The sequence below is a fragment of the Bradyrhizobium sp. RD5-C2 genome, assembly GCF_019972155.1.
Classification (GTDB): Bacteria; Pseudomonadota; Alphaproteobacteria; order Rhizobiales; family Xanthobacteraceae; genus Bradyrhizobium.
Window position 1 is genome coordinate 67065 of the sequence record NZ_BOVL01000010.1, and the last position, 26107, is coordinate 93171.

Below are 26107 nucleotides of genomic sequence, written 5' to 3' on the forward strand. Positions count from 1 at the left end.
TCCGATCTTCTCGTGGAGGGAGCTTGCCTGCCCAGGCGAGGTTAAATCAAGTGGGTGAGGGCGTGTGAGGTGCCCTCACGTCCCCGGCCGCGACACCTCGGTCTCCTTGCTGGTGATGAATTCCAGCAGCACCGGCACGCCTTCCTTGGTCTTCTGGATGCCGCGCTTGATCGCGGGGATGATGTCTTCGGGCTTGGTCACCCGCTCGCCATGGCCGCCGAAGGCCCGCGCCATCGCGGCGTAGTCGCCGGAGATATCGGTCGAACGGTATTTCTCGGTCGAGATCGGCATTACCTTCAATTCGATCGCCATCGAGAAATTGTTGAGCAGGATCGACATGATCGGAATCCGCTCGCGCACCGCGGTCTCGAAATCCATCCCCGTGAAGCCGATCGCGGCGTCGCCCCAGACATTGATGCAGAGCTTGTCGGGTTTTGCCAGCTTGGCGCCCATCGCGAGACCCAGGCCGTAGCCGAGCTGCGTGGTCTTGCCCCAGCCGATATAGGACAGCGGCTCGACCGATTTCCAGAACGGCGAGAGCTGGTCGCGCGGGCTGCCGGCGTCGTGGGTGATGATGGTGTTATGGATGTCGACGGTGTGCTGCAGGTCCCACAGCACCCGGTAGGGATTGAGCGGCGCATCGTTATGCGTCAGCTTCGGCATCCACTTGGCGAGCCATTCCTTGTGGGAGGCGGCGATCTCTTCCGCGACCGCGCTCGCGTTGCGGTCCGCGGTCACGGTCTTGCCGATCTCCTCCAGCAGAGCGTCGAGCACCAGGCCGGCGTCGCCGACCAGCCCGATCCTCGCCTCGACATCCTTGTTGATGTGGTTCGGATCGAGCGTCGAATGGATGATGGTTTTGCCCTTCGGCATCGCGATGCCGAACGACGTCTCGGTGAAGGAGCAGCCGATGCCGAAGATCACATCGGCCTCAGTGAGGAATTTCGGCACCGCGCGCGGCACGGCAAGGCCGCCGGAACCGAGCGACAGCGGATGGGTCTCCGGGAATGACGACTTGCCGCCGAGGCTCGTGGTGACGGGGATCGCGAGCCGCTCGGCGAGTCGCTTCAGCTGCGGCCACGCCTTTGCGTAATGCACGCCCTGGCCGGCATAGATCACCGGACGCTTGGCGCTGACGAGGAGGGCTGCGGCTTCCTTCACATGCACGGGATCGGCGCCGTAGCGGGTGCGCAGCACCGGCGTGTAGTTCAGCGGCTCCGGCACCTCCTCGTTCCACATGTCGGCGGGGATCTCGACGATCACAGGGCCGCCGCGGCCGCTCTTCAGCTTGGTGAAGGCGCGACGGAAGATGTTGCAGACTTCCGCGGCGATGTTGATCGGCTCCGAGGATTTCGAGAACGCCTTCATCGCCTGGCTGGAATTGAAGTTCGGATCGATGTTGGCGAGCCGGCGCGCATAACCCATCGGCAGCACGAGCACCGGTACGGATTCGCCGTAGCACTGCGCGACGCCGCCCATCGCGTTCTCGGCCCCCGGTCCGTGCTGCATGCAGAACGCGCCGATCTTTTCGCCCGAGGTGACGCGGGAGATCGCGTCCGCCATGTGCAAGCCGATGCGCTCCTGGCGCACCATCACGGGGCGGATGTCGGCACTGGCGGCGTATTCGATCAAATGGTTGACCGGGTAGCCCGTGAGGATCTCGATCCCCTCGCGCTTCATGATTTCCGCGATTGCGGTGCCGAGCTTCATGACGGTCACTCCCTTGGATGCGGCCGGTTCGTTCCGGCCTCGTTGTCGTCCTGTCCGATAAAGGAACAGGATTTCGCCGCGAGGGTAAAGCGTCGCCGGGGCCGGATCAGGTAGTCCTGATATGCGTTTACGCCCAATCGCGGCGCGCCGCCTCGCGGGGCGCAGTCAGGATGCAGGCAGAACTAGCAGCGAGTTTCTGTGCAACCTTTAAGCGATCGTTCATCCTGTCCATCAATGCGCCGTCAACCAATGTGGCCTAGTTTTGCTGGAATATTACTACGGCGCGGGAGAAAAAGCCGCGGGCGTCGGACAGGAGCTTTTCATGCGCGCGTTGCTTGCAAGATTTCTGCGTGATGACGTCGGGGCTACGGCGATCGAATACGCCATCATTGCCGGCGGCATCAGCATCGTGATCGTCGCCGGCGTCAGAGGCATCGGCACCACTGTGAGCGGCCAATTCACGGCAGTCAGTTCTGCATTCAAGTAAGCGCCACCGGACACGCTCCACACTTTCCGATTCAGTCGCCTCCGCCGTTTCCATTCAGCGCGCGCAGCATCGTGATGCGCGCGAACGTCAGCCACCCGGACCTCGTTCTGCCGCGCTGATCAGATGCGCAACCGGAAGCTACCAGCGCGCCTGCTGCTGGGTGTGCTCCGATAGCTTGATGATGTGGCCGGCCGCCTGCTGCAGCGCCGCGACCTCAACCCGCCTTCTTCCGCGCCGCGGTGCCTTGCGCACGCGCGGGCTTCTCGGCCTTCTTCGGCTCGGGCTTGACGGCCTCCTTGGGCTCGCGCTTGCCGCTGCCCGAGATCGGCAGCAGCATCTCGCGCTGGCCCTCGATGCGCTTCTTCGGCTTCTTGCCTTTCGCCGCCTTTGCCTCGGCCTTGGCGGGAGCAGCCTGCTTCTCGTTGGCGAGGCTCTTCTTCAGCGCGTCCATCAGGTTGATGACATTGCCGCTGGCCTTGGCCGCGGGCTTGGCGATCTTGATGCCGTTGCGCTTCTGGTTGATCAGGTCGATCAGCGCCTGCTCGTAGCGATCCTCGAACTCCTCCGGATCGAACTCGCCGGACTTCTGCTCGACGATGTGCTTGGCGAGATCGAGCATATCCTTGGTGATCTTCACATCCTGGATGTCGTCGAAATATTCCTTCTCGCTGCGCACCTCATAGGGGTAGCGCAACAGCGTGCCCATCAGCCCGTTGTCGAGCGGCTCGAGTGCGATGATGTGCTCGCGGTTGGTCAGCACGACGCGGCCGATCGCGACCTTGTCCATGCTGCGGATGGTCTCGCGGATCACTGCGAAAGCGTCGTGGCCGACCTTGCCGTCGGGAACGAGATAATAGGGGCGGATTAGATAGCGGCTGTCGATCTCGCTGCGCGGCACGAATTCGTCGATCTCGATGGTGCGGGTCGAATCCAGCGCGATGTCGTCGAGCTCTTCCTTGGTGACCTCGATATAGGTGTCGGTGTCGACCTTGTAGCCCTTCATGATGTCGTCGGTGGAGACTTCCTCGCCGGTCTCCGCGTCGACCTTGGCGTATTTGATCCGGTGGCCGGTCTTGCGGTTGATCTGGTTGAAGGAGACCTTCTCGGTATCCGACGTCGCCGGGTACAGGGCAACCGGGCAAGTCACGAGCGAAAGGCGCAAAAAGCCCTTCCAGTTGGCGCGGGGGGCCATAGGGAAAACTCCGATTACGCAACCGACGGAACGGTCAAGGATAACACCGGGAACCCCGGTTTGAAACAACGCGGCCCGGTGAATCTGGCAACGGCGTTAACCGTGGCCCGAGCCTGCGCCCGTTTGACGCGGCGGCGGCGCCAACCGTAGGAAAGCCTTCAACGGCTCGGAGCCTCACTCCGGATCACGCGGCGGCCTCCGAAGGGGAGCGGCAATCGCCGGAATTTCAGGCGCTTAAGTAAAAAGGTCGCCATTGCAACGGAACGACACGGTCAGGTCGCTGAAACCCGACCGGGGCCGCACCAGGCCGAGCCCGGACCATCGGTTCTCGCGCCGCTCACGGCCTCCGCCGGGCTCGCAGTCTTGATCCCCGGAATTGTCTAGTTGCCTTTTCCGGGTGTGACGCGGCGATCGCGGTTTCCCGATGCGAGGTCTTGATTGTTAAACTGAGATGCGGGCATAGCGGGCCACCATGCGCTTGCGGGGTGTGCGGTCGATCACGCCCGCATCTCGCCACGGCCGTCGCGCATGCGGTCGCCTGGCATTCCCAGGCTCGGCGATCGGCTTGATGCGCGACGCGCATCCGCGGCCTCGACCGCAATATCACGCAACTGAAAATTCCGGCGCGCGGGCTGCTGCGATCGCAGGAGGCGATCCCTGTTTTCTTGAGCCAAGCCTTGACCAGCAATCTTCTTGAGCGCGGGCCCGCTGCTTCACGAGATTTTGCGGGTGGATATCTGTGACGCGCCGGGCGAATTGCTGCCGTGACGCGTCATGAGATCATCGAAATTGGCTGCTAGCTGATTTGAATCAGATGCGTCTTGAGCTCGAGATGTTCTATCCGCAAGAAGAAAAAAACTCGCTGCTGGCGCGCTTCAAGGAGAAAAGCGTTTCAGGTGTATTCGTCGGGCTGACGCTGCTGGCGATGGCGGGGTGGATTTATCTTCTCAGCTCGATGTTCCTGAAATTCATGCTGTGGTGGTTCTCCTGAGGCGCGTCGCCCTCGAGTACAACCGGCGTGGGCGCCTGGTCATCGTTGCGCCGTTCGATGCACAAAAAATTCCAGCGGCTGAACATTCTTTCGGCGCGCGCAATCATGATGTCGTCACAACTCCGAATGTTAATAACATCGGATCAACGTGGACGAATGTGATGCTCTCTCCTGTTCTCATCCTTGCGGCGGCGTTCGTCGCCGGCTTCTGCTCCGGTTTCGCCACGCGCGCGTGGCGGTCGCGCAAGCGGCGCGCGCAATATCGGATCTATGCGCCCTATGTGGCGCCGTCAGCGGCGAAATCGTCGCGGCCGGAGCAGCCGGTTACCGCATTCGGCCACATGCGCCGTGCGTTCTAGCGGGCTAGCTCGACAGAGGTAGCGCGACAGTGTGGTGAGTTGGGGTTGGCGGGCGACATGCAATCGGTCATCTTGTCTTCGTTGCGGCAGCGGAGCCGGGTTCGCGTGCCGGCTGGGTCTTTCCGTCGGCCCGCGCATCGTGAGGGAACTTGCACAGCATGAATGATCTCAGGGGGCATTCGCCAAGGCGGTATGTCGTCGATGTCAGTGGAAAGCGCGTGCTGGTCGGTCTCACGCTCGAAGAGACATCTGAATTCGAAGGACTGGACACCTCGCTGCCGATGCTGGGCGGGGAAGCCCAGGGAGCGGAACTGATGCCGTCGGCCGTCGAGGGACGCTGGCTCGAGCTCTATGACAAGCACGACAAGGCCTGGATCCAGTGGAAGGCCGACCTGAGGGCCGGGCAAGCGGGCAATTCACCCTTTTTTAACTAAGACCGGGCGATTTTGAGCGATACTGCCTGAGTGGGCCCGAACCGGATACTGACAGATGTTTCAGCTGTTTTTGCGGGCTCGCGCGCACGACCTGGTCAGGTCGCGGCGTGGCGAGGAAGGTTTCAAGGCGCGCTCGGCTGAGCGCGATGCCGAGACCGATCGCGCCCGGATCGGATCGATCATGGCCGCGATCGAGGCGGCGTTGCAGGCAGCCGAAAGCGAGCAATCCGGCCTTGGCCGACGTGTCGACGATGTTCTGGCCCGCGCGGCGGTGACGCTCGGCAACGGCACCGACGAGTATCTGGAACGCGAGGCGCTTGACAACCATCATCAGGACCTGTTTGACGCCGAGATCTCCAACGGCCAGCGTCGGCTGAAGGAACTGGCGACCGAGATCGCGCACTTCAAGTTCATGAAGGCCGCGGTGCTGAGCCGCTTTCCGGACTACATACCTCCGGCCGGCAGCAACTGACGCGCGCCGCGGCCGCAACGCGAAGCCAGAAGCTGCGGCCCGCGCCTGACGGCGTATGCGGCCTGGTCCGGCGCAAGGCGAAAGGCACAGGCGAAACGTGGTGATCGCAGGCAATCTACTCGTCACGGGCTGCGCCGGCTTTATCGGCTTTCATCTGGCTGAGCATTTGCTGCGGGCAGGGCAGCCGGTGATCGGCATCGACAATCTGAACCAGTATTATGATCCGGCGCTCAAGCAGGCGCGGCTCGATCTGCTCAAGCAGCACCGCGGCTTCACCTTCCTGGAACTTGACCTCGCCGACCGTGCCGGGATGAAAGCGCTGTTCGAGCGCTATCGCTTCGAGGTCGTGGTGCATCTCGCGGCGCAGGCCGGCGTGCGCTATTCCCTGCAGAATCCGCATGCCTATTTGGATTCCAATCTGGAGGGCTTCCTCAACGTCCTCGAGGGCTGCCGACATACTGCGTGCCGGCATCTGCTGTTTGCGTCGTCATCGTCGGTCTACGGCGCCAACACCAAGCTGCCGTTCTCGGTCCACGACAACGTCGATCATCCGATCAGCCTGTATGCGGCTACCAAGAAGGCCAACGAACTGCTCGCTCACTCCTATAGCCACCTCTATCGCATCCCGACGACAGGGCTGCGGTTCTTCACCGTGTACGGCACGTGGTATCGGCCGGACATGGCGCTCTATGCGTTTGCGGACGCGATCACCGGGCGGAAGCCGATCCAGTTGTTCAACAACGGCAATATGCGGCGCGACTTCACCTATGTCGATGACGTGGTCGAGGCGATGGTGCGGCTGATCGGCCGCGCGCCCGAGGGTGACGTCAACTGGTCGGGAGCGCATCCCGATCCGGGGTCGAGCAAGGCGCCGTGGCGCGTCTACAACATCGGCAACTCCAGGCCGGAAGAACTGATGCATGTGGTGGCACTGCTTGAGCAGGGCTTCGGCCGGCAGGCCGAAAAGCAGTTGTTGCCAATGCAACCTGGGGATGTCCTGGAGACGTCGGCCGATGTCTCCGATCTGGAGCGTGAGATCGGCTTTCGGCCGCAGACGCGGATCGAGGACGGCATTGCCAAATTTGTCGCCTGGTACCGCGCTTATCATGACGTCGATCGGACGTAGTGCGTTCGTTGCGAATTCCGGCGCGAGAAAAAACCTGGCTCGGCGTGGAACGGAGTGCGGCAACGAGAGTTGTCAATGGTTTTGCGTTCGCGTCAGCCGCGATCATCATGTCCAGCGCCACTTTCAACAGGTGCGTCGCCAGTGGTGGCAAGATGGACCACGACACGCCTCTCAAATCGAAATAGCGCGCGATCGCGACGCACGTTGCGAATTAGCGATGCTTATGGCGGTTGGTCGAATCGCCGTTGTCCGCCGTGGCAATCGTGCAAGCGCATATGAGATGAGAATGCGGGCGTTCGCTGCCTCCGCTGAAGTCGAAACGCCTCAATATCACTCATTTCGAATTTGAATAGCATTGTCGCGTTCGGCTCAGGTCGAGGCGAATGTCTCGCATGATCGCATGTGTGGCGTTGATTCCCTTCGCCGCATCGCGAGGGCGGATCAGACTGCCCAGATCCGCGATCTCGATATCCGAAACGGATCGAAACATTCTGCGCTCAATGCACAGGACGCGGCGTCGGTTCGCTGCATCCATGCTGCTCGGTTCAAGCTGTTATGCGCGGCGAAAAAACCGATTGATCGAAAGCAGCAGATTTAGTGTGTGCACGCCGTGTTTGGTGGAATATCTGGTTCGAGGCTGGAACACCTCATCAAGTCCCGAGCCGTTGACGCGGCGACATTGTGATAGCCGGCAGGCGCGTCGCCGGTTTCGACCGCGATCGCCGCGATCAACGATCGTCAAATGATTTCATGCTCTTGGTCGCGCCTCACGGTCCGTTCCAGCTGCGCTCTTTGGCCGCGCGTCTCGTCGCTGCCGCTGACATCCCATCGCCACGACACATATAAGGCCATCGATCGAACTTTTCGCGATCAGGTTGTGGAACCTGGTTGAGAAAATTTAACGCGGAGCCACGTTCGTCGCAAACCTGCCCCATTAACCGCATTCCATGTGCGTGATCTAACTCTGTCATCGAAACTTCAATCACATCGCTCATACCCTTAACCGCAGAGCGAGGGCGCGCCATGAAGCAGCACAAAGTTCAACATTCGCATCAGCCAATCGAAGAGGCGTTGCTCGCGACCAATCAATCGCTGCGCAACGAAGTCGTTGCGCTGATGCTTGATATCGCCGCGTTGCGTGAAATCCACGAGCGTCCGGGGGCGTCTCGTTCGTTCGGCATGTCGCGTGAGCAGAACGCTCCGCGCGTCGCATTGCGCCGGGTTCACCACAGCTAAAGTCGTCAGCCTATTTCTCACCGAGCAGAATTTGCGGCCACATCCAAGCCAGTCTGGCGAGGATGTCGGCGCCTGCCGCTATGAACAATTCAATTTTAAATTGAACGTTGTCCCGCCCGACCCTCGTTTGGGCGAGCCGGCTCGATCTGGCCAATGTTTGCCGCGGACAATCTGTGGTCGTGAGGGCAGGGCAGTCAGTGCTCTTGCCGCACCGGCTTGTGCGCCACGATGTAGGACAGGCGCTCGCGCAGGATCCAAGTCTGCAAGACCAGCTCGACGGCGGTATGCCGGAGCTCGGAATTCTCCGCGACGAGACGTTCCAGGGCGTCGGTCGCCTCGCTGGACGCGGACTGCTTCCCCTCGAAGACCTTGAGACGCGCCATAGTGTCGATCCTCGTAAAATGTGTTGGTCAGAGACTGGCTCTGACAAGCGTCAGCACAGAATAGTTCGCGGATGATCGGGCGGTCGTGGTTCCGCCTGAGGGCCTCGGGTGGGAAAGCGCCTAATTGATAATTCGCGGATCGAGCTATGGGTGTTAGGTTTCCTGAAAATGATCCTCAAATATGTTGAAACTCTCATGACACCTAACGTCTCAGTAACTACCGCTGCGCGTGCGCGCCCGCAAGCTGCCGGACGCGAAGGTCGCGGGATTAATTTGTTAGAGTGTTGTGAAATTCTCGCCTGACCGGCGGCGTAGCTATCACGGAGAGGCATGGTGCACTCACAATCTGTCGCGGGACCGATTGGATGTTCTCATTTGCTTCTCATTCGGGAATGCAAACGGTGCGCCAGTTATCCGGATCAAATTGTCATGCGCAGAAAGTCGTATAACTTTTTCTGTGAGGCCGTCTTTCGGCAGGAATATTGCTCATATATTCCGGTAAATACCTTGCAGCTCCGATGTTTCTTCGCACAATGCGGCGCTGCCGACGGCAAGTTCGAGGCTCCCGTAGGTCCCCCGGGAAATCCTCAATTTGAATTTCCTGTTGCATTTACATAGCTTATAGGCCATGCGATGATTGCTAATCTAGGGGGCAATGAGATGACCAATGAGGCGTCATTCAACTGACGAGATCAGTTCCAAGGTCAAGCAAGCCGAGGAACTCATGGCGCGGGGGCAGTCACAAGCCCAAGCGTGCAAGGTGCTGGGCGTTAGCGTGATGACATTTCACCGCTGGCGCAAGCAGGAGGCTGCACGCGGCCATCAGCCGAATGGTACTGTGACCGAGCTTGCCGCTCGCACCGATGATCGAGATGGTATTCCCCACGTTCACAACCGTATTGACGAATTGCGGCTGGAAAATGAACGGCTGCGCCGGATTGTGACTGACCTCCTGCTCGAGAAAATGAAGATCGAGGAGAAGCTCGCGCTCAGGTCCAGCGGCGGGAACGGTTTGCCCCGCCGTGGTGAAGTCCAGAGCTGACGGAAGCTGATCCGCTAGTGGATACGCGAGGGCCTGGGAGCCAGCAGCAGCTGGTCGCTCAGATGCGCTTTCTCGGATCTTGCGCGCAGCTCCTCGAGGATTGGACGTAGCCTCGCCTCTGCAAGGTCCAAGCCTTTGACAATGTCCTGGTTCGGCATTTCAGCCGGAAAACGGGCCGATCGCAGCTTTGTTTCGACCGCCTTGACCAGCACCTCGACGTCGTCGCGGTGCTGGCCGGCGACGAGCTCGGCGCCCATTAGGCGGATGAGATGGAGGAGGGCCAGCAGCGCGGCCTCGGTTTCGCCAGCCGATGAACTCATAGACGCTCTCTGCCTGATGTTGCCGGCAGGTCTTGCGAGCTCACGACCTGCCTGATATTACACATGTGAATTGTTAACACGAATGTTAATTCCCGATGACCGACCTTTCGGACGCTCGAATAGCGAAGGTACCGGTTAGCTTCGGCGCCTTCTCGTTCGCTTTTGGCTCGCTCGAAGCGTTTGCTGTCGTCTTCGAGATGATCATCGTCGTGCTGTCCAGCATCATCGGCGGCGCGGCCTATCACCTGTTTTACTACCACACGGTTTATAGCAACAGCTTCGAGGTTTTTCTAGGGATCGGGGTCCTCGCCGCCATCCTTCACATGTTCGTGGCGAAGTCGCAGGGCCTCTACAATGCACAGGTGCTGGCCGGTCTCGACCGGCGCTGGAGCAGTCTGCTCGGCGGGTGGCTGCTGGTCGTTCTGCTGATGACCCTGATCATCTTCCTTCTGAAGGTTGGCACCGGCGTCTCGCGCGGGTCGGTGATGTCGTTTGGCCTGATCGGCGGCCTCGGGCTGGTGACCGGACGGATGCTGCTGCAGGCGCCGCTGCAACGCGCGATCGACCGCGGCATGCTGGCGACGCGCCGCGCGATCGTGGTCGGGATGGCGGACGAATTGTCCCGGGTGCGGCAATCGAGCCTGCTGCGCGATTTCGGCCTCAGCGAGGTGCGACGGATCCAATTGTCCGGCCTGTCCGACGACGAGGGTGATCGCGCCGCCGTCGCGTCGGCCATCCGCGCGGCACGGGAGTGCGGCGCGGATGAGATCACCCTGGCGATGCCCTGGCAGGAGGAACCGCGCATCCAGTTCCTGTGCGATCAGCTGCGGGCGTCACCGCTGCCGGTGCGGCTGCTGCCGGATCGGACGGCGGAGCGATTCCTGGCGCTGCGGATGGTGGCGTCCGGCCCGATACCGACGCTGGAAATGCAGCGCTCGCCGCTCACCTCGGTCGAGCGTGCCGGCAAGCGGCTGTTCGACATCGTGGCATCGAGCGGCCTCCTGGTGCTGTTCGCGCCGCTTCTGATCGGGACGGCGATTGCGATCAAGCTCGACTCCAGGGGGCCGGTCCTGTTCCGGCAGCGCCGCAACGGGTTCGACGGCAAGCAATTCACCATCCTCAAATTCCGCTCCATGCACGTGCTCGAGGACGGCGATGTGATCACGCAGGCTCGCGCGAACGATCCGCGGCTGACCGGGATCGGCGCCACGCTGCGCCGTCGCAGCATCGATGAGCTGCCGCAGCTGGTGAACGTGCTGCGCGGCGACATGTCGCTGGTCGGGCCGCGGCCGCATGCGCTGGCGCATGACGACAAATATTCGAAGCTGATCGCAAGCTATGCGCAGCGCCAGCACGTCAAGCCGGGCATCACCGGTCTCGCACAGGTGCAGGGATTGCGCGGCGCGACGCCCGCGATCGAGGATATGCAGCTGCGGGTCGCGCACGATCTCATCTACATCAAGAGCTGGAGCTTCGTGCTCGACCTGCGCATCCTGCTGCGCACCGTCGGCGCGGTGCTGCGGCATAAGGGCGTCTGACGGCTGGGCGTCTTGACGGATCCCGCATCCGACCGCCGTTCGCGTGCCGACGCGCCTTACTCCGGGATGCTCTGGTTGGCGTCCTTGAATTCCGCCTCGATGATGTGCCGGTTGGCATCGGTCGCCACGCGATAGGCCTGGCCGATCGCGCCCTTCAGCTCCGGCGCGCGGGTGAGGATCAGGCGGATCTGCCGCTGCAGCAGATCGACCAGCTCCACATCGCGCGTGGTATCGACCTGCGCCAGCAGGATCAGCCGCGGCGCGATCAGGTCGCTGCGGTTGAACCCGGTGTAGTAGGACATCTTCAGCGCCTTCGATGCGGTCGGATTCAGCCAGTCGAACCGTCCGGTCGCCGCGGCGAGGCCGAACCAGGCGCCGGCGTCCATCGGCGAGAGCCGCAGTGCGCGGGTGAAGGCGGCTTCGGCCGCCTCGGGCGAGGTCTGCAATTTGCTCCAGCCGTCGGCGAGCCACAGCTCGCTCCTGACAACGCCGAGGGCGGCAGCCAGCGAAGACTTGCCGCGCATTGCATCGGCGGCGAGCCACCAGGCCGACAACGCCAGCGTCGCGGCGCCGATCAGGATTGCCGCCGGCATGAAGGCCGGCGACAGCTGCCGCACGCGCCGTCGGGGCGCGTCAGTCGTCGCGCTAGCCATGGCGCGCCGCCCGGTTGCCGGTCATCAGCAGGCTTCGCCGCGCGCCCTCCAGCTTGACGCAGGTCAGGCGGCCGGTCGCGTAGGCGCCGGTGTCGACATTGATGCGGTTGTGCAGCAGCTCGGCCTCGTGCACCGGCGTATGGCCGTGGACCACGACCTTGCCGAAATCATCTTCCGACACCAGGAAGTCGTCGCGGATCCAGAGCAGGTCCTCCTTGCGCTGTTGCTTCAGCGCGAGCCCGGGCCTGACGCCGGCGTGCACGAAGAAATAGCGGCCGCAGGAATAGGTGATCGGCAGCGAGCGCAGGAAGGCAAGATGGGCCGGCGGCATCTGGCGAACCAACTGTTGCGCGAGCGCCCGCCGTTCCGCGGCGTCGGGATTGAGCGAGGGCGTCAGTCCGTAGGACATCAGCGTCTGCAGGCCACCGAATTGCCGCCATTGCGCGAGCATGTCGGGATTGACGAGAAACTCCAGCAGGCAGGCCTCGTGATTGCCGAGCAGGCAGACCATGCTGCACGTGCGGCGGCGCTGATCGAGCATCGCGATCACATCGCGCGAATCCGGTCCGCGATCGATGTAGTCGCCGAGGAAGACCTGGATCGGCCGCGCCGGCCGGAACTTGCGGATATCGGCATCGATGCGCGCGCAGATCTCGTGCAGCAGATCGGCGTGTCCGTGGATATCGCCGACGGCATAGATGCAGGTCTCGTCGCCCTCGCCAGGTTCGAGGTCGCCGGTCTGGCCGATCATACGCCGGAGGAGGTTGCGCATCTGTGGTCTAGCCCGCCCGCAACCGTGAACGGCTGATCCGCTGCGCCAGCCCTGTTCCGATCACGGCTCCCAACACGATCACTCCGGGCAGGGCCGGCAATTCCGGCAAGGTGAAGGCAGCGAGCGCCAGGGTCAGCAACACGGCTGCCGCCGCCGCGGGATAGGACCAGTCGCGGCCGCGATTACGTGCACCGGCCGTGAACGCCGCGATACCCATGATCGTAACCGCGAGTGAAGTCCAGAACATGGCGGAACCGAACTGCGTGATCAAGGCGGCGGCGCTGTTCGCCACCACGGGCCGCGTGGTTGCGCCTTGCCAGTCCATGTAGGTCGATGCCAGCGTTGTGGTGGTGCCGGCGCCGCTGCCGAGCGCGGGCAGGTCAGCGAGCAGATTTTGGGTCGACTGCACGAGCTCGTCCGGCGCATGGGTGAAGGCGATGGCGAGCGCCACGTCGGGGTGACGGTTGGCGATCGCCGTGACCAGTGCGATCAGCGCGATCGCAGCCGCAGCAGCAGCGCTGCTCCAGCGAGGCAGATTTAGTTTTCGCGCGGCGAAGGTCATCAGGACGAGCGCGATGCCCCCTGCGATTGCGATCGCGGCGCCGTGCCGCCCGTACCAGCAGGCGCAGGTGGCGCAAAACAGCGCGCCGGCGGCGAGCAGCCGGCGCAGTCGGGTCGACTGGGCCGCCGTGCGGCCGCCAACAATATGTCGGCCGGTGTCGAGTGCGCGCGCAAGGCCGAGCGGGACGCCAATGAGAACGACGACGAGGAATCCGTTCGCCGTCCCGTCGCGCGCAGCGTCGGCGGCGCCGAGCCAAGCTTTGATCGGATCGCTATACGACACCAGGATCGGAGCTGCGACGGCCGCCGTCGCTGCAATGCTGCGGGCCACCATGTCGGCGCGGCGGGGATCGATCGCGATCGCCGCGGCGGTGATCATGACCGAAAGCAGCGACAGCCAGAGCAGCAGCGCGCCAAGGCTTTCGCCGGTATCGATCGTGATGCTGCCGCTGAGCGGCGCAGCCAATGTATCGCCGGCGAATTTCCACACCGGATGCGCCCAGAACGCCAGCGGCAGCATCTGCAGGATGATCCAGAGCATCGGCAGCAGCGCTGCCGCAACGGCGGGCCCGGCAACGGACTTCAGGAAAGACAGTTCACCCGGACGAATCGACCTGAGGCTTGCCAGCAGGCCGAGCGACGTTGCGGCGCCGACCACGCCGGTGGCGAGCGATGCGTCCATGAGACCCACCGGAATCGATGCCCCGATCAAGATGCAGATGAAAGCCGTGACGTTCCACACGGGAGGGGCAAATCCTTGGGAAAATCCTTGGGAAACAGGTCCTGCGGACGACGAGAACGCAAGGCAGCGGGATGCCCCGGGCTCGCGGCGAGGTCAATGGAAATCGGGCGCGCCAGGCAAGGCTGCGTCGTACCGCGTCAATGAGGGCGGCGCAGGGCGATGAGCGGCGTCGAGCTGCGGGACCGGAGCAACGGCGCGAAGGCGCTCGCGAGATATCCGCCCTGCAGCGATACCATGGCGATGATCATCAGCAGCGCGGTCTCGGACCACGAGAGGCGCGCCACGCCGATGGCGGCCAGCAGCATGAGTTCGACAAGCATCACCGGCACCAGCACAAGACAGTGCTGGCGCAGCCCGAGCACGGCGCCGCCGATCAAATTGCCAAGCAAAACAAATAACATAACCAAACCCTGCGCCCGCATATTAGCGGGCCGGGTCCTAAGCCGGGGTTAATCCGGTCGTCGCAAATCATCGGAAGGTCGCACGAAATCAAGGCCCAAGATCAGAAGCCCAAGATCAGAGCCCAAGCGATGCAGTGCGGGCCGCTTGCCTCCCGGTGCCCGTGCGCGGGTGTCGCTGAATTGCCTCATCTTGCTAACATTTTTTATCAATTGTAATGCAATATATCGCGGATTCCTGTGATTGTGATAGTCGGCGTGTTACGGCTCCGCCGGAGCATTTGAGTGTCGCGTACGAATTTCATTCGAGCAATGTCATGCAGCAGATCCGTAACGCTGAGCGATCCGATCGTGGCCGCCCACGCCGCAACTTTACTTCGTAATTCAATCAAGCTTGCGCCCTGATACTGGGGCGTGAGCCGGCCCGGCCGGCTTCATGACACGCTTAGGATCACCTTCCGGCTCAAGCGGGGCGACGGTATTGCCGTGGCCGGTACGATGGTCGTCGTGGCTGTTCTGCGCCGTCGTCGCTTTGGCGCCACTGCCGCTCGGCTCGGTCGGCGGCGCCGCGTCCGCGATCTGGTCGATCCTGCTCGGGATCGCCCTGCTCGGGGTGCTGCCGATGCGCTTGCGCGGGAGCCAGCTCGCAATCCTCGCGGTAACGGCGCTGCTGACGGCGCTTGCTATGCTGGTGCTGCACGAGCAGTCGGCGGTGCGGCCCTGGTTGGGCGTGGCGCCGAACGCGCTGTGGGCAGAGGCCGGCAAATTGCTGCCCGCCGAGCTTCCGCCCGCCGTGACGATCGCGCGCAATCAGCCGTTCTATTCCGCGGGCGTCGGGATCGTCTGCCTGCTCAGCTTTGCGATCGGGGTCGTGCTCGGTGCGAACCGCGCATTGGCGCGCGGGTTGCTGCGGGCGGTCGCAGTGGCCGGCCTGGTCTATGCGATCCTCGGCATCATCACCTTCGCGATCGATCCCACCCGGATCTACCTGCTTCACGAGAAGCAGGCCCATCTGGAGTGGCTGACGTCTCCTTTCGTCAACCGCAACACGGCGGGCATCTATTATGGCTGCTGTGCGCTGATCTGGCTGTTGTACGGCTGCGAATTGATCGAGCGGCATTGGCCGTCGCGTCGAACGAGCTTGCCACGCCTGTTGGCGCGCCTCGATATGCCGGCACGGCGCCGGCTCGCCGGCCATGCGTTCGGCTGGCTCACTTGCCTGCTGGCGATGTTTCTGACCGGATCGCGCGGCGGCGTCGGGATCTCGCTGCTTGCCGCAGTCGCGGCTGTCGCGCTCTTCCTTCGCAACCGGTTGCCGCGCGGCTACGGCCTGACCATGGCGCTCGGCGTCGGCTGTCTGGTCGCGCTGGCGCTGCTGCAACTGCTCGGCAGCGGCGTCGGCGCGCGCTTCAGCACGATCGGCCTGTCGGATGAGGGACGGTTCTCGACCTATCGCGCGACGTTGCGGATGATCTGGGATCATCCTTGGCTCGGCGATGGGTTCGGGTCCTTCGAATGGGTCTATCCGGCCTATCGCACCGACGACATCTCGTTGCGCGGGACCTGGAACCGGGCCCACAACAGCTGGCTCGAGCTGGCGTCCGGCGGCGGAATGTTAATGGCCGGCGCGGTCATGATCGCGCTGCTCGCAGCCTTCGGCGTGCTCGCGCATGGCGTGCGGACCCGCCGCCGCGACGTGATCGTGCCGCTCGCGGCGCTCTGCGCGTCGGCCGCCGGCGCCCTCCATTCGATGATCGATTTCTCGCTGCAGATCACCGGCTATGCCGTTGTTATTGCGGCCCTGCTCGGGGCGGGCCTGTCACAATCCTTCCGCTCCGGCAGGACCGCCGGCGGTGGTCGCGGCGACAGTGACGCCCGTGTTGCGGCCGGTTAGCAAGTTAACACTGATTTCGCGCGTCAGCCCGGGGGCGCAGCCGGGCAGGGGTTTTAATTGGCGCGATAACCCTGACTATGCTAACGAACTGTTAGTATTCGTTAGGGAGATAGCATTGTTCACATTTGAGCGATCCGGCGGGTTTTCCGCGTCGCGCCTGGCGATGTTGGCGCGCCCGGCGCCCGGTGGCGCTGCGCTTGCTTCAACAGTTACTCCCTGAGCGGGCTTGCGATCGCCAATGGAAGATTCTCAGCAGCAGCGCGCTTCGGTGTCGGCGACGGAACGCTTCCCGGGATCATTGGAGGACGCGAGGGCAGGATGCATCCTGCCGGCGCGGCGATAGGACGAGATGCTTCAGCGCAACCAGATTTCGCCGCCCGTCGATCTGAGAAATCGTCCGGCCGAACTGCCGTCGCTGGCGGAAACCTTCGACGCCTTCGTCACCTATCTGCTGCGGCAATACTGGGTCATCCTCGGGACTGCCGGGCTCTGCCTGTTCGGCAGCATCTGCTACCTGGCGACGGCAGCGCCGAGCTATACCGCGCTCGCCACGATGATCATCGACACGCGCAAACTCCAGGGCGCCCAGCAGCAATCGCCGGTGAATGACCTCCCGGTCGATTCCTCCGCGGTCGAGAGCCAGGTCGAAATCCTGAAGTCGGAGAACGTGGCGCTCGCGGTGATCCGCGACCTCAAGCTCAACGAGGATCCGAAATTCATCGGCTCGAGGGCCGACGCGGCGGGAGCGGTGCTGGATTTCGTGTCCGGCCTGTTTGCCGGCAGCGCGCCGCCCAACGAATTCTACCGGACCCGGCGCGCGGTCCGCACCTTCGAGAAGCAGCTCGACGTCCGCCGCCGCGGCATGACCTACGTGATCGAGGTCTCTTTCCGCTCGCTCGATCCCGAGCGCGCGGCGCAGATCGCCAACGCGGTTGCCGACGCCTACATCGTCGAGCAGCTCGATTCCAAGTATCAGTCGACCCGCCGCGCCAGTGTCTGGCTGCAAGACCGCATCCAGGAGCTGCGCACCCAGGCATCCAAGGCCGAGCGCGCCGTGCTCGACTACAAGAAGACCAACAACATCGTCACGTCCAGCGGCAAGCTGCTCAACGAGCAGCAGCTCGGTGAGCTCAACACTCAGCTGCTCCAGGTGAAGTCGCAGGTCACCGACGCCAAGGCCAAGCTCGACCGCATCGAGGCAGTGGTGAAGGGCGGCGTCCCCGATGCGACTGTTGCCGATACCCTGAACAACCAGGTCATCACCAAGCTACGCTCGCAATATCTCGAGCTTTCCAACCGCGAGGCCGACTGGTCGTCGCGCTACGGCTACAATCACCTGGCCGCCGTCAATCTGCGCAACCAGATGCGCGAGATCCAGTCGTCGATCATCGACGAATTGAAGCGGCTCGCCGAGAGCTACAAGAGCGACTATGCGATCGCCCTGCAGCGGCAGACCGAGATCGAGCGCGCCGTGAACGATTCGGTTTCGCAGTCGCAGTCCACCAATCAGGCGCAGGTCACGCTGCGCGAGCTCGAGAGCTCGTCCCAGACCTATCGCTCGCTTTATGACAATTTCCTGCAACGCTACATGGAAAATGTGCAGCAGCAGTCGTTTCCGGTCAGCGAGGCGCGGGTGATCACCCGTGCCTCGCGTCCCCTGAGCAAGAGCCACCCGCAGACCTTCGTCGTGCTCGCGCTCTCGGCGCTCGGCGGCCTGATTGCCGGGCTCGCGCTCGGCGTGTTGCGCGACCTCTATGACCGGGTGTTCCGCACCGCTGACATGGTCGAGACCATTCTCGACGCCGACTGCGTCGCGATCGTTCCCCGCCTCTCGCCAAGCCAGCTCAAGGCGCCGGCGGCAGGTCGTCCTAGCCCGCCGGTCGGCGCGCGCATGATCCAGCGCGGCGACGAGCCGGTGCTGTGGGCGGCGATCGATTCACCTTTCTCGCGGTTCTCGGAAGCGATCCGCTCGATCAAGGTCAATGCCGACCTCAATGTCACCAAGCCGTCGAAGATCCTTGGCTTGACCTCGGCGCTGCCCAACGAGGGCAAGTCGACGCTCGCCTTCGTGTTCGCGCAGCTGGTCGCCCAGAGCGGGGCGCGCGTGCTCCTGGTCGATTGCGACCTGCGAAATCCGTCCCTGAGCCGCAAGGTCGCCGCCAAAGCCGAACGCGGCATTCTGGACGTATTGTCGAACAATGCGACATTGCAGGACACGCTGTGGCGCGATCCCGAGACCGGCCTTGCCTTCCTGCCGGGCGCCACACGGTCGCGCATCGCGCATTCGCACGAGGTGCTGGCCTCCGACCAGATGAAGGATTTCATCGACGGGGTCCGCAGCCATTATGATTACGTGATCGTCGACTTCCCGCCGCTCACGCCGGTAGTCGATGTCCGCATCACCGCGCACTTCGTCGATTCCTTCGTCTTCATCGTGGAATGGGGCAAGACCCAGGTGCAGGTGGTCGAGCGGGCGCTGCGCAGCGCGCGTGCGGTCAACGAGAACCTGCTCGGCGTCGTGCTCAACAAGGCCGATATCGCCGCGATGAGCCGCTATAGCGGCTATGGCGGCAAGAACTATTATTACAACTCGCATTATGGGCGATATGGCTACACCGAGTGACACGCACAGTGGGATGCCCCGGCGTGCCGCCATCTGGCTTGCGCGCGGCTTTTTGGCCGCGGTCGCATGCTCGTCGGTCGCCTGGGGTGCGACCACCTTGCCGGTGTTTATCGACCAGACCCGGCTCGATGGCGCAAGGGACCTGATCCTGCGCAACGTGCCGGTCAGCGACGCGGAACTCGGCGACCTTGGTCCGCTGCTGTCGCGCGCTGCGACGCGACCGGATTGCATGCCGGCCATCGATCGCGACACGGCGGTGATCCGGCTGCGGCTCGCCGAGAACGCACTCGCATCCGGCAACCTCGTGGACACGCGGTTGGGCGAGCTCGACGCGGCTGTCCGCAAGTCGCTCGGCTGCGCGCCGGCCGATCCTTATCTCTGGGTCGTGCTGTTCTGGCTCCGCAACATCAGGCAGGGTTTCAGTGATGCAAATTTCGACCTGCTGCGGATGTCCTACCGCCTCGGGCCCAATGAAGGCTGGATCGTCGTCAAGCGCAGCGCCTTGGCGCTCGCGATACTCGATGCCTTGCCGCCCGACCTTTCGGACGCGGTCGTGGCCGAGTTCGCACGCCTCGTGAAGACCGAATTGTACACCGAGGCGATCGATCTCCTGAGGGGGCCCGGCTGGGTGCACCGGGACAGGCCACTGGCCGGCCTCGCAGCTGTCCCGCAACGCAACGTCGACATCCTGACCCGCAGCATGGCCGACATCGGATACGATCTCGACCACCGTTCGCCGACGGCGCGACGCAATCCGGAGCAAAAAACGAACGACCGCCTCGACGAGCCTGCCCGAATGCCGCCCGCAGCGATGGCTCGACCATGACGATGGAATTCAGCATCGGACAGCACAACGCGCATTATGAGGGCGTCTATTCGGCGCAGGAGCGCGACTGGCGCCGGGTCTGCGCGGTCGATAAGGCCGATCATATCGCCGGCCTGCTCGGTGGGTCCGCCGCCGCTGTCGGCAATGTGCTCGAGGTCGGCTGCGGCACCGGCGCCGTGCTGGCGCGGCTGTCCGCGATCGGGATCGGCCGCGACTTCACCGGCATCGACGTCATCGATCCCGCAACCAACCTGGAGACCGACGGCGCCGCGTCAGCTCCGTTCCGCTGGTCGAGCTATGACGGGGCAACGATCCCGTTCGCTGACGGATCGTTCGATCTCGTTTATGCCAGCCACGTGCTCGAGCACGTGCCCGAACCGCGCGCGTTCCTGCGCGAGCTTGCGCGGGTGGCGCGGAATTTCATCTATCTCGAAGTGCCGTGCGAGCTGCATGCGCGAACCAATCGTCGGGCCCTGCAATCGACGCTCGACATCGGCCATATCAATTTCTACACGCCGGACACGTTCCGCCTCGTGCTAGAGACCGCGGGGCTCCATGTTGCCGGCTTCGGTACCTATGATCACAGCCTGCCGGTGCACGCCTTTCATTCATCGCGCCTGAAGGGCCTTGCCAAGAGCCTTGTGCGGAAGTCGCTGTTGTCGGTCAGCCCCGAACTCGCGACCCGGCTTGCGACCTATCATTGCGGGGCGCTCTGCCGGCGCGCCGAGGCGGCGCCGCCGCCGCGGGACCGCTAAGCCATGGCGCCGCGCGTGGTCGTCTTCAACAACATGATCACACCCTACACCAACCGGCTCTACAACGAGCTGGTTGACCGTGGGCTGGATCTCGCCGTGCTGTCCTGTACCGCGCAGGAGGCCGATCGCTCCTGGGCGGGATCGTTCACGCCGCGCTATACGACGCGCACGGTGCCTGGTGTCTCGATCCCGCTGTCACGGTCGCGCTACACCCATCTCAATATCGGGATCGGGCGCGCCCTGAACGCGCTGGCGCCCGACCTGCTGTTCGTCAACGGCCTCTATCCCTCGATGCTGGCCGGCGCGGCATGGGCGCGTGCCAACGGCAGGGTGCTTGCGCTGACGATCGACGGCTGGCACGAGACGATGCCCAACACGGCCTATCATCGCATGGCGCGGCCATGGCTGCTGCGCCAGTGCGGCGCGGTCGTGTGCTGCAGCGACAAGGGCAGGGCGTATTTCCGCGGCGAGGGTGTTGGCGACAACGATCTGTTCGTGGTGCCGCTGGTGCCGGCATGGGATCCGCCGGACACCGTCCCTGACTTCCACGACCGTCCATTTCACCTGCTGTGGTGCGCCCGCATCAACGACGATGCCAAGAACGCGATCTTCTTTGAGAACGTCGCCATCGCGCTCGGCCGGGTCTTGCCCGGCCTAAAGGTTCGCGTGGTCGGGTCCGGCGTTGCCGAGCAGAGCATGCTGGCGCGGCTCGGCGGCGCCGGCATCGATGTCAGCCACGACAGCTACGTGCCGTGGCAGGCGATATCGGAGGTCTACCTGCAATCGCGGCTGTTGCTGCTGCCCTCGTTGCTGGAACCATGGGGTCTGGTGTGCAATGAGGCCTTGCAATGCGGGGTTCCCTGCCTGGTGTCGCCCCATGTCGGGGCTGGCGGCGAGTTGGTGCGCGACGACCATAACGGCCATGTTTGCGCGCTCGATCAGCAGGCCTGGGTCGACGCGGCGCGCGGCTTGCTCGAGCATCCCGCGCGCTGGGAGGCGATGTCGCAGCAGGCCCGGCAGAGCGTGCGACGAGATGCGCTTGCCGACGCCGCGGCGCGCTTCACAGCCGCAGTCGATCATCTCTTGAGGGCGCCGGCCCGGCAGGAGGCCGTGCAATGATCGGCAAATGGTGGTTTCGAACCGAGGTCTTTCTGCACGCCTATCTGGTGATGGTGCTCGGCTGTATCTACTTCCTGTTCAATTTCATCGAGGGCATCTCGTTCGCGGAACGGGCCGGGGAGTCCACGCTGTTCCGCGGCGCGTGGCTCCTGCTTTATATCGTGCTGATGCTGCACATTGCGGTCGATCGGAGCCGCTTCGGCGTGCTGATACTGCAATCACATCTCTACCTGACGTTCATTGCCTTCGCGCTGCTGTCGCTGGTGCTGAGCGCCGACCCAGCGGGCGTGTCGGTCAAGTTCGCGATGTATCTCCTGACCACGATGTTCTCGGCCTGGGTCGTGATCAGCTGCCCCGTCGATCGGCTCGTCGACACCCTGTTCCGGATCGGGGTCGTGGTGCTGATCGTTCACGTGCTGTTGTTTCCGGTGATCGGCTCGCAATGGGCCTACGACCCGCTGCATCGGCCGACCGTGCTCGGGACTCAGGCCTATGCCGGCGTGTTCGGCCACAAGAATCTCGCGGGCGCCTTTTTCGGTCTCATGGTGCTGATCTGTTTCGTGCGCATGCTCGCGGGGCCGCGGCGGCAATTCGGCTGGTCGCTGTTGCTGATGGGGTGTCATCTTTTTGCACTCGCCGCGGCCGGCGCCGCTGGACCGCTGATCAGCATGCTGACGGCCCTCGCCGTGACCTTCGGGCTGCTGCTGGTGGTGCTCGGGCACAGGGGAGCTGCCTCGATCTACTGGCTCGGCCTCGCCTTTGTTGCGCTGATCGCATTCGCCGTGCCGAGTGACGAGTTGTACGGGATGGTCGGCCGCAGCGGAAATCTGACCGGCCGCTCGTTCCTCTGGGCGGTCTGGCCGCACTTCTTCTGGCAACACCCCTGGCTGGGTTACGGCTTCTCCGGGTTCTTCAACGAACTGCCGAACTCGCCTGTGAACGAGCTGACGAGCATGGCGCCATGGAACACCGAGTTCGGCTCGTTCGAAAATTCCTATCTCGATGCCTTCCTCCAGTTCGGCCTGCTCGGCGGCGCGTTCTATATGCTGCTGCTGGCGCGCGCGTTGTGGAACACGATTGTCTTCACGTTCGAGCGGCGCGGAATGTACTGGCTGGCACCGTTCGCGATGCTGCTGTTCGTCGTGATCGCGTCAGCAAACGATTCGAGCCAGCTGCTGCATAATTATTTCGGCTGCGTGCTGGTGTTCTGGTGCTATTTCGGCCCTGAAGCCAAGCTGCAAATGGCGCTGCGACGGGCGTTTACCAGACTGCGTGTGAGTGAGGCGTGAGTGTGTTGACCGACAGGTTGGATCGCGTGGCGGCCCATACCAGGGTCACTGGTGCCGTGAGCGGAGCACTCCGCCAGCTGCGGCGCGCCGGGGGCAATGTCGCGCTCGGCCTGATCGATCAGGCGGCGCTCAGCGGCTCGGCTTTCGTGCTGACGGTGGTGCTGGCAAATGTGCTCGATATCAGTTCGTTCGGCCGGTTCAGCGTCGCCTGGTCGTTCTCGATCCTGATCGAGGCGGTGTTTCTGCGTGGCCTGTTCGATGACGGCCTGCCGGCGACTGCGCATCGCATCCCGAAATCGCTGTGGCCGCAGCTGCGGCTCGGCCTCTATCTGTCGTCGTTGCTCGTCTCGGCTGTGCTTGGGCTGCTGCTGGTGATTGCGGGCCTCGTGATCGCAGCAGTCGGCGGCACCGCGGGCGGGCTCGTGATCGCAACCGGGCTCGCGATCCCTGCGGTTCGGCTGCAAAGCATGTTCCGCCGCATCTGCTATCTCGATGGGCGGCTGCCGCGCGCGGTGGCGTCGTCGCTGACCTATTGCGTGGCGCTCGTCGTCTCGGCCGGGCTGATGATCGCGCTCAAACTGACCGGCGCTGCGGCTGCGATGGCGTGCATCGCGATCTCGGCGGCGCTTGCCGGCAGCCTGCTGCTCGCTCACACCAGCGAACTGGCCTGGCCGCGGACGAGGATCTTCCGCGGCTCGCTGCGACGGCTGTTTCGGAACGGCCGCTGGTTCGTCGCGACCTCGCTCACCTACTGGATCGGCAGCATCGGGCTGATCCCGGTTTGCGGTGTCCTGATCGGGCTGGACGCGAGCGCGTCGCTGCGGATCCTGCTCCTGGTGTTCGCACCGCTCAGCCAGTTCTGCGCGACGATGTTCTCGGTCCGCCTGCCGGAAATTGCAGCCGAGCTGCGTGCCGGCCGGCGCAGCGCGGTCGCCGCTGCTGCGCGCGAAAATGCCGTGCTGCTCGGTTCGATCGCGGCCGCCTATGGTGCGGTGGCCGTGCTGCTCGGACAGCGCATGCTCGCCCTCGTCATCCACGGCCAGAGTTACGAGATCGGCACCGGCAGCCTCGCCTTGATGGGGGCTGCGATGGCGCTCGACGCGGTGTGGCTCGGCCTCGCGCTGCCGTTGTTTGCGACCGGCAGGCCGCAGCGGTTCATGCTGAGCCGGATCGCCGGCCTCGTCGCGCTGTGCTGCGTTTTGCCGCTGGCGGCTGAGGCCTGGCAGGTGACGGGCGCGGTTGCGGCGATGGTGGCCTCCAGCGCGGCGTCGGTGATCGTGGTCGTGCTGACCAATTCGGTGCGGGAGCGGACATGACCGACGACGACGCATCCGGCCGCTCGCTCTCCAAACTGCATATCGGCGCCTTCAATTGCGGCATCGCGGGCTGGATCAACACCGACATCACGATGCATCTGTGGATCGCGCGGGTGCCGTCCGCGGCGAAAGCGTTGCATCTCGCCGGCCTGCTCAGCGACGCCCGCTATGCCGAGCATCGCCAGGGCAAGTTTGCCGGGCTCCGCTACATGGACCTGACCAAGCCGCTGCCGTTCGCCGACGGCAGCCTCTCGGCGGTGTTCAGCGCGCATGTCTTCGAGCATCTGTTTCCCGACGAGGTCGAGCGGCTGGCGCGTGAGATCGCGCGGGTGCTGGCGCCGGGCGGGGTGTGCCGCATCGTCGTCCCCGACATGGAAAGGATCGTCGCGCTGTACGATCCGGCCGCGCCGCAGGCCTTCCTCAAGAGCGTGTTCGAGATCGAGCGCCGCAGGGATGCCGCCTTTGCGCATCACTGGGGTTTTACGCGCGCCTCCCTTGCGGCGCTGTTCCGCGAGGCGGGCTGTTCCGAGACCCACACCCGGGCCTATCGAGAGGGGGTCTGCCCCGACATCGACCGGCTCGACAACCGGCCGGACGAGTCGATCTTCTTCGAGGCGATCAAGTGAGCGGGATCGGCAAATCGATGCACCGCTGCGTGAAGGATTGCGTGTGCCGTGCTAGACCGACGCGACCGATAGCAGGAGATTGACATTGCTGGGCGCGATCCAAGCCCGATTTTCCGGTGCAGCGCGCAAGCGGCGCGGCGAGTTCCTCGTCCGCACCGTGAACCTGCCGCTCGACGCAAAGATCCTCGATCTCGGCGGTGGCACCGGCCGGCACATTCGCGCGATCCTGCCGCGCCATACCGACATCACGGTTTGCGATATATCGGCCGACGATTTGCAGGCCGCGCGCGAGCGCTTCGGGTTCAAGACGGTGCTGCTGCAGGAGACCGAGCGCTTGCCGTTCGTGGATCAGGCGTTCGATTTCTGCTTCTGCTCGTCGGTGATCGAGCATGTCACCGGGCCGAAGCAGGATGTCGTGACGATCGAGAGTGACACGGCATTCCACGATATCGCGCGCGTGCACCAGAACCGCTTTGCGGGTGAGATCTCGCGGGTCGCGAAGTCGTTCTACGTGCAGACGCCGTACCGGTACTTTCCGATCGAGAGCCATACCTGGCTGCCCGGATTCATCGTCCTGTTGCCGAGGCGACTGCAGATATCGCTGATCGAAGGGTTCAACCGTTTCTGGTTCAAGCGGACCGCGCCCGACTGGCACCTGTTCGACTGGGACGAGATGACGGAGACATTCCCGGACGCGAAGATCTATCGTGAGCGATATCTCGGCGTGACCAAGTCGCTGATGGCGATCAAGGCGTGAAGCAGGGAACTCCCCGCCGCATCAATTGTCGCGGCGGGCGAGAATATTGATTAGCGTGCCGACCGCGGGCCGGCGATCGAGCGCCGGCGGGAGCGGGGAGCCGGCAAAGCTGGCGCCGAGCATCGTGAGAGCATGTTGCCGCAGCAGGTTCTGCATCAGGGCCGGCGTGGTGTCGAATTTGGAGAAAGCGAGGTAGCGGAACAGCGGCCGCGCCGACACGCGCGACGAAGCCGCATGCGCGAGCTTGTAGCCCTGGCGCAGCAGTGATCCGCGATTAGGGATCGAGAGCAGTAGCATCCCGCCGGGCCTGAGCACGCGATGGATCTGGGCGAGGCACTGCGCCACGTCGGGGACATATTCCAGCACGCTCGCGCAGAGCACTCCGTCGAAGGATCGATCCGCAAACGGCAGGCTTGCGATGGTCGGAATCTGCCGGAATGTGAGCCGTTCGGCCGGCGTGCCGTCGGCGGGGGGGGGGGGGGGGGG

At 63.8% G+C, this 26107-nt stretch carries 27 protein-coding genes; 18 read left to right on the plus strand and 9 right to left on the minus strand.

Annotated elements, in window-relative coordinates; translation table 11 throughout:
- Positions 1-75: 75 nt before the first annotated feature.
- Positions 76-1710: a thiamine pyrophosphate-requiring protein gene (locus BraRD5C2_RS11085; RefSeq protein WP_223968301.1), complete on the minus strand. Its 1635-nt coding sequence runs from the start codon at positions 1708-1710 to the stop codon at positions 76-78.
- A 262-nt stretch (positions 1711-1972) separates the two neighbouring features.
- Here BraRD5C2_RS11085 and BraRD5C2_RS11090 point away from each other — a divergent pair, with 262 nt between their 5' ends.
- Entirely contained in the window at positions 1973-2197 is a 225-nt protein-coding gene (locus BraRD5C2_RS11090) for a Flp family type IVb pilin (RefSeq protein WP_374707979.1), read from the plus strand.
- A 214-nt stretch (positions 2198-2411) separates the two neighbouring features.
- On the opposite strand, the gene ku is transcribed toward BraRD5C2_RS11090, so the two are convergent.
- Entirely contained in the window at positions 2412-3389 is a 978-nt protein-coding gene (ku, locus tag BraRD5C2_RS11095; RefSeq protein ID WP_223968302.1) for a non-homologous end joining protein Ku, read from the minus strand.
- Positions 3390-4221: 832 nt separating this feature from the next.
- On the opposite strand from ku, the gene BraRD5C2_RS11100 reads away from it, so the two are divergent.
- The 6 genes from BraRD5C2_RS11100 to BraRD5C2_RS11125 all read left to right on the plus strand — a co-directional run bounded on the left by BraRD5C2_RS11100 (position 4222) and on the right by BraRD5C2_RS11125 (position 8007).
- Positions 4222-4380, plus strand: a complete 159-nt coding sequence (locus tag BraRD5C2_RS11100; RefSeq protein ID WP_223968303.1) for a hypothetical protein — start codon at positions 4222-4224, stop codon at positions 4378-4380.
- Positions 4323-4739, plus strand: coding sequence for a hypothetical protein (locus tag BraRD5C2_RS11105; RefSeq protein WP_223968304.1), 417 nt, complete (start codon positions 4323-4325; stop codon positions 4737-4739). The genes BraRD5C2_RS11100 and BraRD5C2_RS11105 overlap by 58 nt, the downstream gene beginning before the upstream one ends.
- A 158-nt stretch (positions 4740-4897) precedes the next feature.
- Positions 4898-5173 carry a hypothetical protein gene (locus tag BraRD5C2_RS11110; protein WP_223968305.1) on the plus strand — a complete coding sequence of 92 codons (276 nt, stop codon included), beginning with the start codon at positions 4898-4900 and terminating at the stop codon, positions 5171-5173.
- A gap of 55 nt (positions 5174-5228) precedes the next feature.
- Positions 5229-5645, plus strand: coding sequence for a hypothetical protein (locus BraRD5C2_RS11115; protein ID WP_223968306.1), 417 nt, complete (start codon positions 5229-5231; stop codon positions 5643-5645).
- 55 nt (positions 5646-5700) lie between these two features.
- Complete coding sequence (locus BraRD5C2_RS11120; protein ID WP_223968307.1) at positions 5701-6771, plus strand: NAD-dependent epimerase; 1071 nt, start codon at positions 5701-5703, stop codon at positions 6769-6771.
- Between the two features lie 1023 nt (positions 6772-7794).
- A complete protein-coding gene (locus tag BraRD5C2_RS11125; RefSeq protein ID WP_092125205.1) occupies positions 7795-8007 on the plus strand; it encodes a hypothetical protein in 213 nt (70 codons plus the stop codon).
- Between the two features lie 194 nt (positions 8008-8201).
- Here the strand turns inward: BraRD5C2_RS11125 and BraRD5C2_RS11130 are convergent, their stop codons facing one another.
- On the minus strand, positions 8202-8390 hold the full coding sequence (locus BraRD5C2_RS11130; RefSeq protein WP_223968308.1) for a hypothetical protein: 189 nt from the start codon (positions 8388-8390) through the stop codon (positions 8202-8204).
- Between the two features lie 667 nt (positions 8391-9057).
- On the opposite strand from BraRD5C2_RS11130, the gene BraRD5C2_RS11135 reads away from it, so the two are divergent.
- The gene (locus BraRD5C2_RS11135) at positions 9058-9432 is read left to right on the plus strand and encodes a helix-turn-helix domain-containing protein (protein ID WP_223968309.1); all 375 of its coding nucleotides are present in this window, start codon (positions 9058-9060) and stop codon (positions 9430-9432) included.
- A 14-nt stretch (positions 9433-9446) separates the two neighbouring features.
- On the opposite strand, the gene BraRD5C2_RS11140 is transcribed toward BraRD5C2_RS11135, so the two are convergent.
- Positions 9447-9752, minus strand: coding sequence for a hypothetical protein (locus BraRD5C2_RS11140; protein ID WP_223968310.1), 306 nt, complete (start codon positions 9750-9752; stop codon positions 9447-9449).
- A 95-nt stretch (positions 9753-9847) separates the two neighbouring features.
- Here BraRD5C2_RS11140 and BraRD5C2_RS11145 point away from each other — a divergent pair, with 95 nt between their 5' ends.
- The gene (locus tag BraRD5C2_RS11145; RefSeq protein ID WP_223968311.1) at positions 9848-11290 is read left to right on the plus strand and encodes an undecaprenyl-phosphate glucose phosphotransferase; all 1443 of its coding nucleotides are present in this window, start codon (positions 9848-9850) and stop codon (positions 11288-11290) included.
- A gap of 56 nt (positions 11291-11346) precedes the next feature.
- On the opposite strand, the gene BraRD5C2_RS11150 is transcribed toward BraRD5C2_RS11145, so the two are convergent.
- The 4 genes from BraRD5C2_RS11150 to BraRD5C2_RS11165 all read right to left on the minus strand — a co-directional run bounded on the left by BraRD5C2_RS11150 (position 11347) and on the right by BraRD5C2_RS11165 (position 14419).
- Complete coding sequence (locus BraRD5C2_RS11150) at positions 11347-11943, minus strand: hypothetical protein (RefSeq protein ID WP_223968312.1); 597 nt, start codon at positions 11941-11943, stop codon at positions 11347-11349.
- The gene (locus tag BraRD5C2_RS11155; RefSeq protein WP_223968313.1) at positions 11936-12715 is read right to left on the minus strand and encodes a metallophosphoesterase family protein; all 780 of its coding nucleotides are present in this window, start codon (positions 12713-12715) and stop codon (positions 11936-11938) included. Before BraRD5C2_RS11155 ends, BraRD5C2_RS11150 begins: the two co-directional genes overlap by 8 nt.
- Positions 12716-12722: 7 nt before the next feature.
- Positions 12723-13958, minus strand: a complete 1236-nt coding sequence (locus BraRD5C2_RS11160; RefSeq protein ID WP_223968314.1) for a hypothetical protein — start codon at positions 13956-13958, stop codon at positions 12723-12725.
- 197 nt (positions 13959-14155) lie between these two features.
- The gene (locus BraRD5C2_RS11165) at positions 14156-14419 is read right to left on the minus strand and encodes a hypothetical protein (protein ID WP_223968315.1); all 264 of its coding nucleotides are present in this window, start codon (positions 14417-14419) and stop codon (positions 14156-14158) included.
- Between the two features lie 478 nt (positions 14420-14897).
- On the opposite strand from BraRD5C2_RS11165, the gene BraRD5C2_RS11170 reads away from it, so the two are divergent.
- The 9 genes from BraRD5C2_RS11170 to BraRD5C2_RS11210 all read left to right on the plus strand — a co-directional run bounded on the left by BraRD5C2_RS11170 (position 14898) and on the right by BraRD5C2_RS11210 (position 25621).
- Positions 14898-16310, plus strand: a complete 1413-nt coding sequence (locus BraRD5C2_RS11170; protein WP_223968316.1) for an O-antigen ligase family protein — start codon at positions 14898-14900, stop codon at positions 16308-16310.
- Between the two features lie 349 nt (positions 16311-16659).
- Complete coding sequence (locus BraRD5C2_RS11175; protein ID WP_223968317.1) at positions 16660-18933, plus strand: polysaccharide biosynthesis tyrosine autokinase; 2274 nt, start codon at positions 16660-16662, stop codon at positions 18931-18933.
- A gap of 13 nt (positions 18934-18946) precedes the next feature.
- Positions 18947-19759: a hypothetical protein gene (locus BraRD5C2_RS11180; RefSeq protein ID WP_223968318.1), complete on the plus strand. Its 813-nt coding sequence runs from the start codon at positions 18947-18949 to the stop codon at positions 19757-19759.
- A complete protein-coding gene (locus tag BraRD5C2_RS11185) occupies positions 19756-20514 on the plus strand; it encodes a class I SAM-dependent methyltransferase (RefSeq protein ID WP_223968319.1) in 759 nt (252 codons plus the stop codon). Before BraRD5C2_RS11180 ends, BraRD5C2_RS11185 begins: the two co-directional genes overlap by 4 nt.
- Positions 20515-20517: 3 nt before the next feature.
- Positions 20518-21633 (plus strand): glycosyltransferase family 4 protein, encoded by a 1116-nt coding sequence (locus BraRD5C2_RS11190; RefSeq protein ID WP_223968320.1) that lies wholly within the window; start codon positions 20518-20520, stop codon positions 21631-21633.
- Positions 21630-22922 (plus strand): O-antigen ligase family protein, encoded by a 1293-nt coding sequence (locus BraRD5C2_RS11195; RefSeq protein WP_223968321.1) that lies wholly within the window; start codon positions 21630-21632, stop codon positions 22920-22922. The genes BraRD5C2_RS11190 and BraRD5C2_RS11195 overlap by 4 nt, the downstream gene beginning before the upstream one ends.
- 56 nt (positions 22923-22978) lie before the next feature.
- Positions 22979-24238: an MATE family efflux transporter gene (locus BraRD5C2_RS11200; protein WP_223968322.1), complete on the plus strand. Its 1260-nt coding sequence runs from the start codon at positions 22979-22981 to the stop codon at positions 24236-24238.
- On the plus strand, positions 24235-24864 hold the full coding sequence (locus BraRD5C2_RS11205; protein ID WP_223968323.1) for a class I SAM-dependent methyltransferase: 630 nt from the start codon (positions 24235-24237) through the stop codon (positions 24862-24864). The genes BraRD5C2_RS11200 and BraRD5C2_RS11205 overlap by 4 nt, the downstream gene beginning before the upstream one ends.
- A gap of 85 nt (positions 24865-24949) precedes the next feature.
- Positions 24950-25621, plus strand: a complete 672-nt coding sequence (locus BraRD5C2_RS11210) for a class I SAM-dependent methyltransferase (RefSeq protein WP_223968324.1) — start codon at positions 24950-24952, stop codon at positions 25619-25621.
- A gap of 21 nt (positions 25622-25642) precedes the next feature.
- Here the strand turns inward: BraRD5C2_RS11210 and BraRD5C2_RS11215 are convergent.
- Positions 25643-26107, minus strand: a 465-nt coding sequence (locus tag BraRD5C2_RS11215; protein WP_223968325.1) for a class I SAM-dependent methyltransferase, incomplete at its 5' end; no start/stop codon positions are given.

Excerpts from the sequence above, each read along its gene's own strand:
- BraRD5C2_RS11100 (WP_223968303.1), top strand. The coding sequence starts at position 4,222 with ATGTTCTATCCGCAAGAAGAAAAAAACTCGCTGCTGGCGCGCTTCAAG.
- BraRD5C2_RS11185 (WP_223968319.1), top strand. The coding sequence starts at position 19,756 with ATGACGATGGAATTCAGCATCGGACAGCACAACGCGCATTATGAGGGC.
- BraRD5C2_RS11110 (WP_223968305.1), top strand. The coding sequence starts at position 4,898 with ATGAATGATCTCAGGGGGCATTCGCCAAGGCGGTATGTCGTCGATGTC.
- BraRD5C2_RS11150 (WP_223968312.1), bottom strand. The coding sequence starts at position 11,943 with ATGGCTAGCGCGACGACTGACGCGCCCCGACGGCGCGTGCGGCAGCTG.
- BraRD5C2_RS11160 (WP_223968314.1), bottom strand. The coding sequence starts at position 13,958 with ATGGACGCATCGCTCGCCACCGGCGTGGTCGGCGCCGCAACGTCGCTC.
- BraRD5C2_RS11180 (WP_223968318.1), top strand. The coding sequence starts at position 18,947 with ATGCCCCGGCGTGCCGCCATCTGGCTTGCGCGCGGCTTTTTGGCCGCG.
- BraRD5C2_RS11140 (WP_223968310.1), bottom strand. The coding sequence starts at position 9,752 with ATGAGTTCATCGGCTGGCGAAACCGAGGCCGCGCTGCTGGCCCTCCTC.
- BraRD5C2_RS11155 (WP_223968313.1), bottom strand. The coding sequence starts at position 12,715 with ATGCGCAACCTCCTCCGGCGTATGATCGGCCAGACCGGCGACCTCGAA.
- BraRD5C2_RS11195 (WP_223968321.1), top strand. The coding sequence starts at position 21,630 with ATGATCGGCAAATGGTGGTTTCGAACCGAGGTCTTTCTGCACGCCTAT.
- BraRD5C2_RS11115 (WP_223968306.1), top strand. The coding sequence starts at position 5,229 with ATGTTTCAGCTGTTTTTGCGGGCTCGCGCGCACGACCTGGTCAGGTCG.
- BraRD5C2_RS11145 (WP_223968311.1), top strand. The coding sequence starts at position 9,848 with ATGACCGACCTTTCGGACGCTCGAATAGCGAAGGTACCGGTTAGCTTC.
- BraRD5C2_RS11175 (WP_223968317.1), top strand. The coding sequence starts at position 16,660 with ATGCTTCAGCGCAACCAGATTTCGCCGCCCGTCGATCTGAGAAATCGT.
- ku (WP_223968302.1), bottom strand. The coding sequence starts at position 3,389 with ATGGCCCCCCGCGCCAACTGGAAGGGCTTTTTGCGCCTTTCGCTCGTG.
- BraRD5C2_RS11135 (WP_223968309.1), top strand. The coding sequence starts at position 9,058 with ATGAGGCGTCATTCAACTGACGAGATCAGTTCCAAGGTCAAGCAAGCC.
- BraRD5C2_RS11120 (WP_223968307.1), top strand. The coding sequence starts at position 5,701 with ATGCGGCCTGGTCCGGCGCAAGGCGAAAGGCACAGGCGAAACGTGGTG.
- BraRD5C2_RS11085 (WP_223968301.1), bottom strand. The coding sequence starts at position 1,710 with ATGAAGCTCGGCACCGCAATCGCGGAAATCATGAAGCGCGAGGGGATC.
- BraRD5C2_RS11205 (WP_223968323.1), top strand. The coding sequence starts at position 24,235 with ATGACCGACGACGACGCATCCGGCCGCTCGCTCTCCAAACTGCATATC.
- BraRD5C2_RS11165 (WP_223968315.1), bottom strand. The coding sequence starts at position 14,419 with ATGTTATTTGTTTTGCTTGGCAATTTGATCGGCGGCGCCGTGCTCGGG.
- BraRD5C2_RS11190 (WP_223968320.1), top strand. The coding sequence starts at position 20,518 with ATGGCGCCGCGCGTGGTCGTCTTCAACAACATGATCACACCCTACACC.
- BraRD5C2_RS11130 (WP_223968308.1), bottom strand. The coding sequence starts at position 8,390 with ATGGCGCGTCTCAAGGTCTTCGAGGGGAAGCAGTCCGCGTCCAGCGAG.
- BraRD5C2_RS11125 (WP_092125205.1), top strand. The coding sequence starts at position 7,795 with ATGAAGCAGCACAAAGTTCAACATTCGCATCAGCCAATCGAAGAGGCG.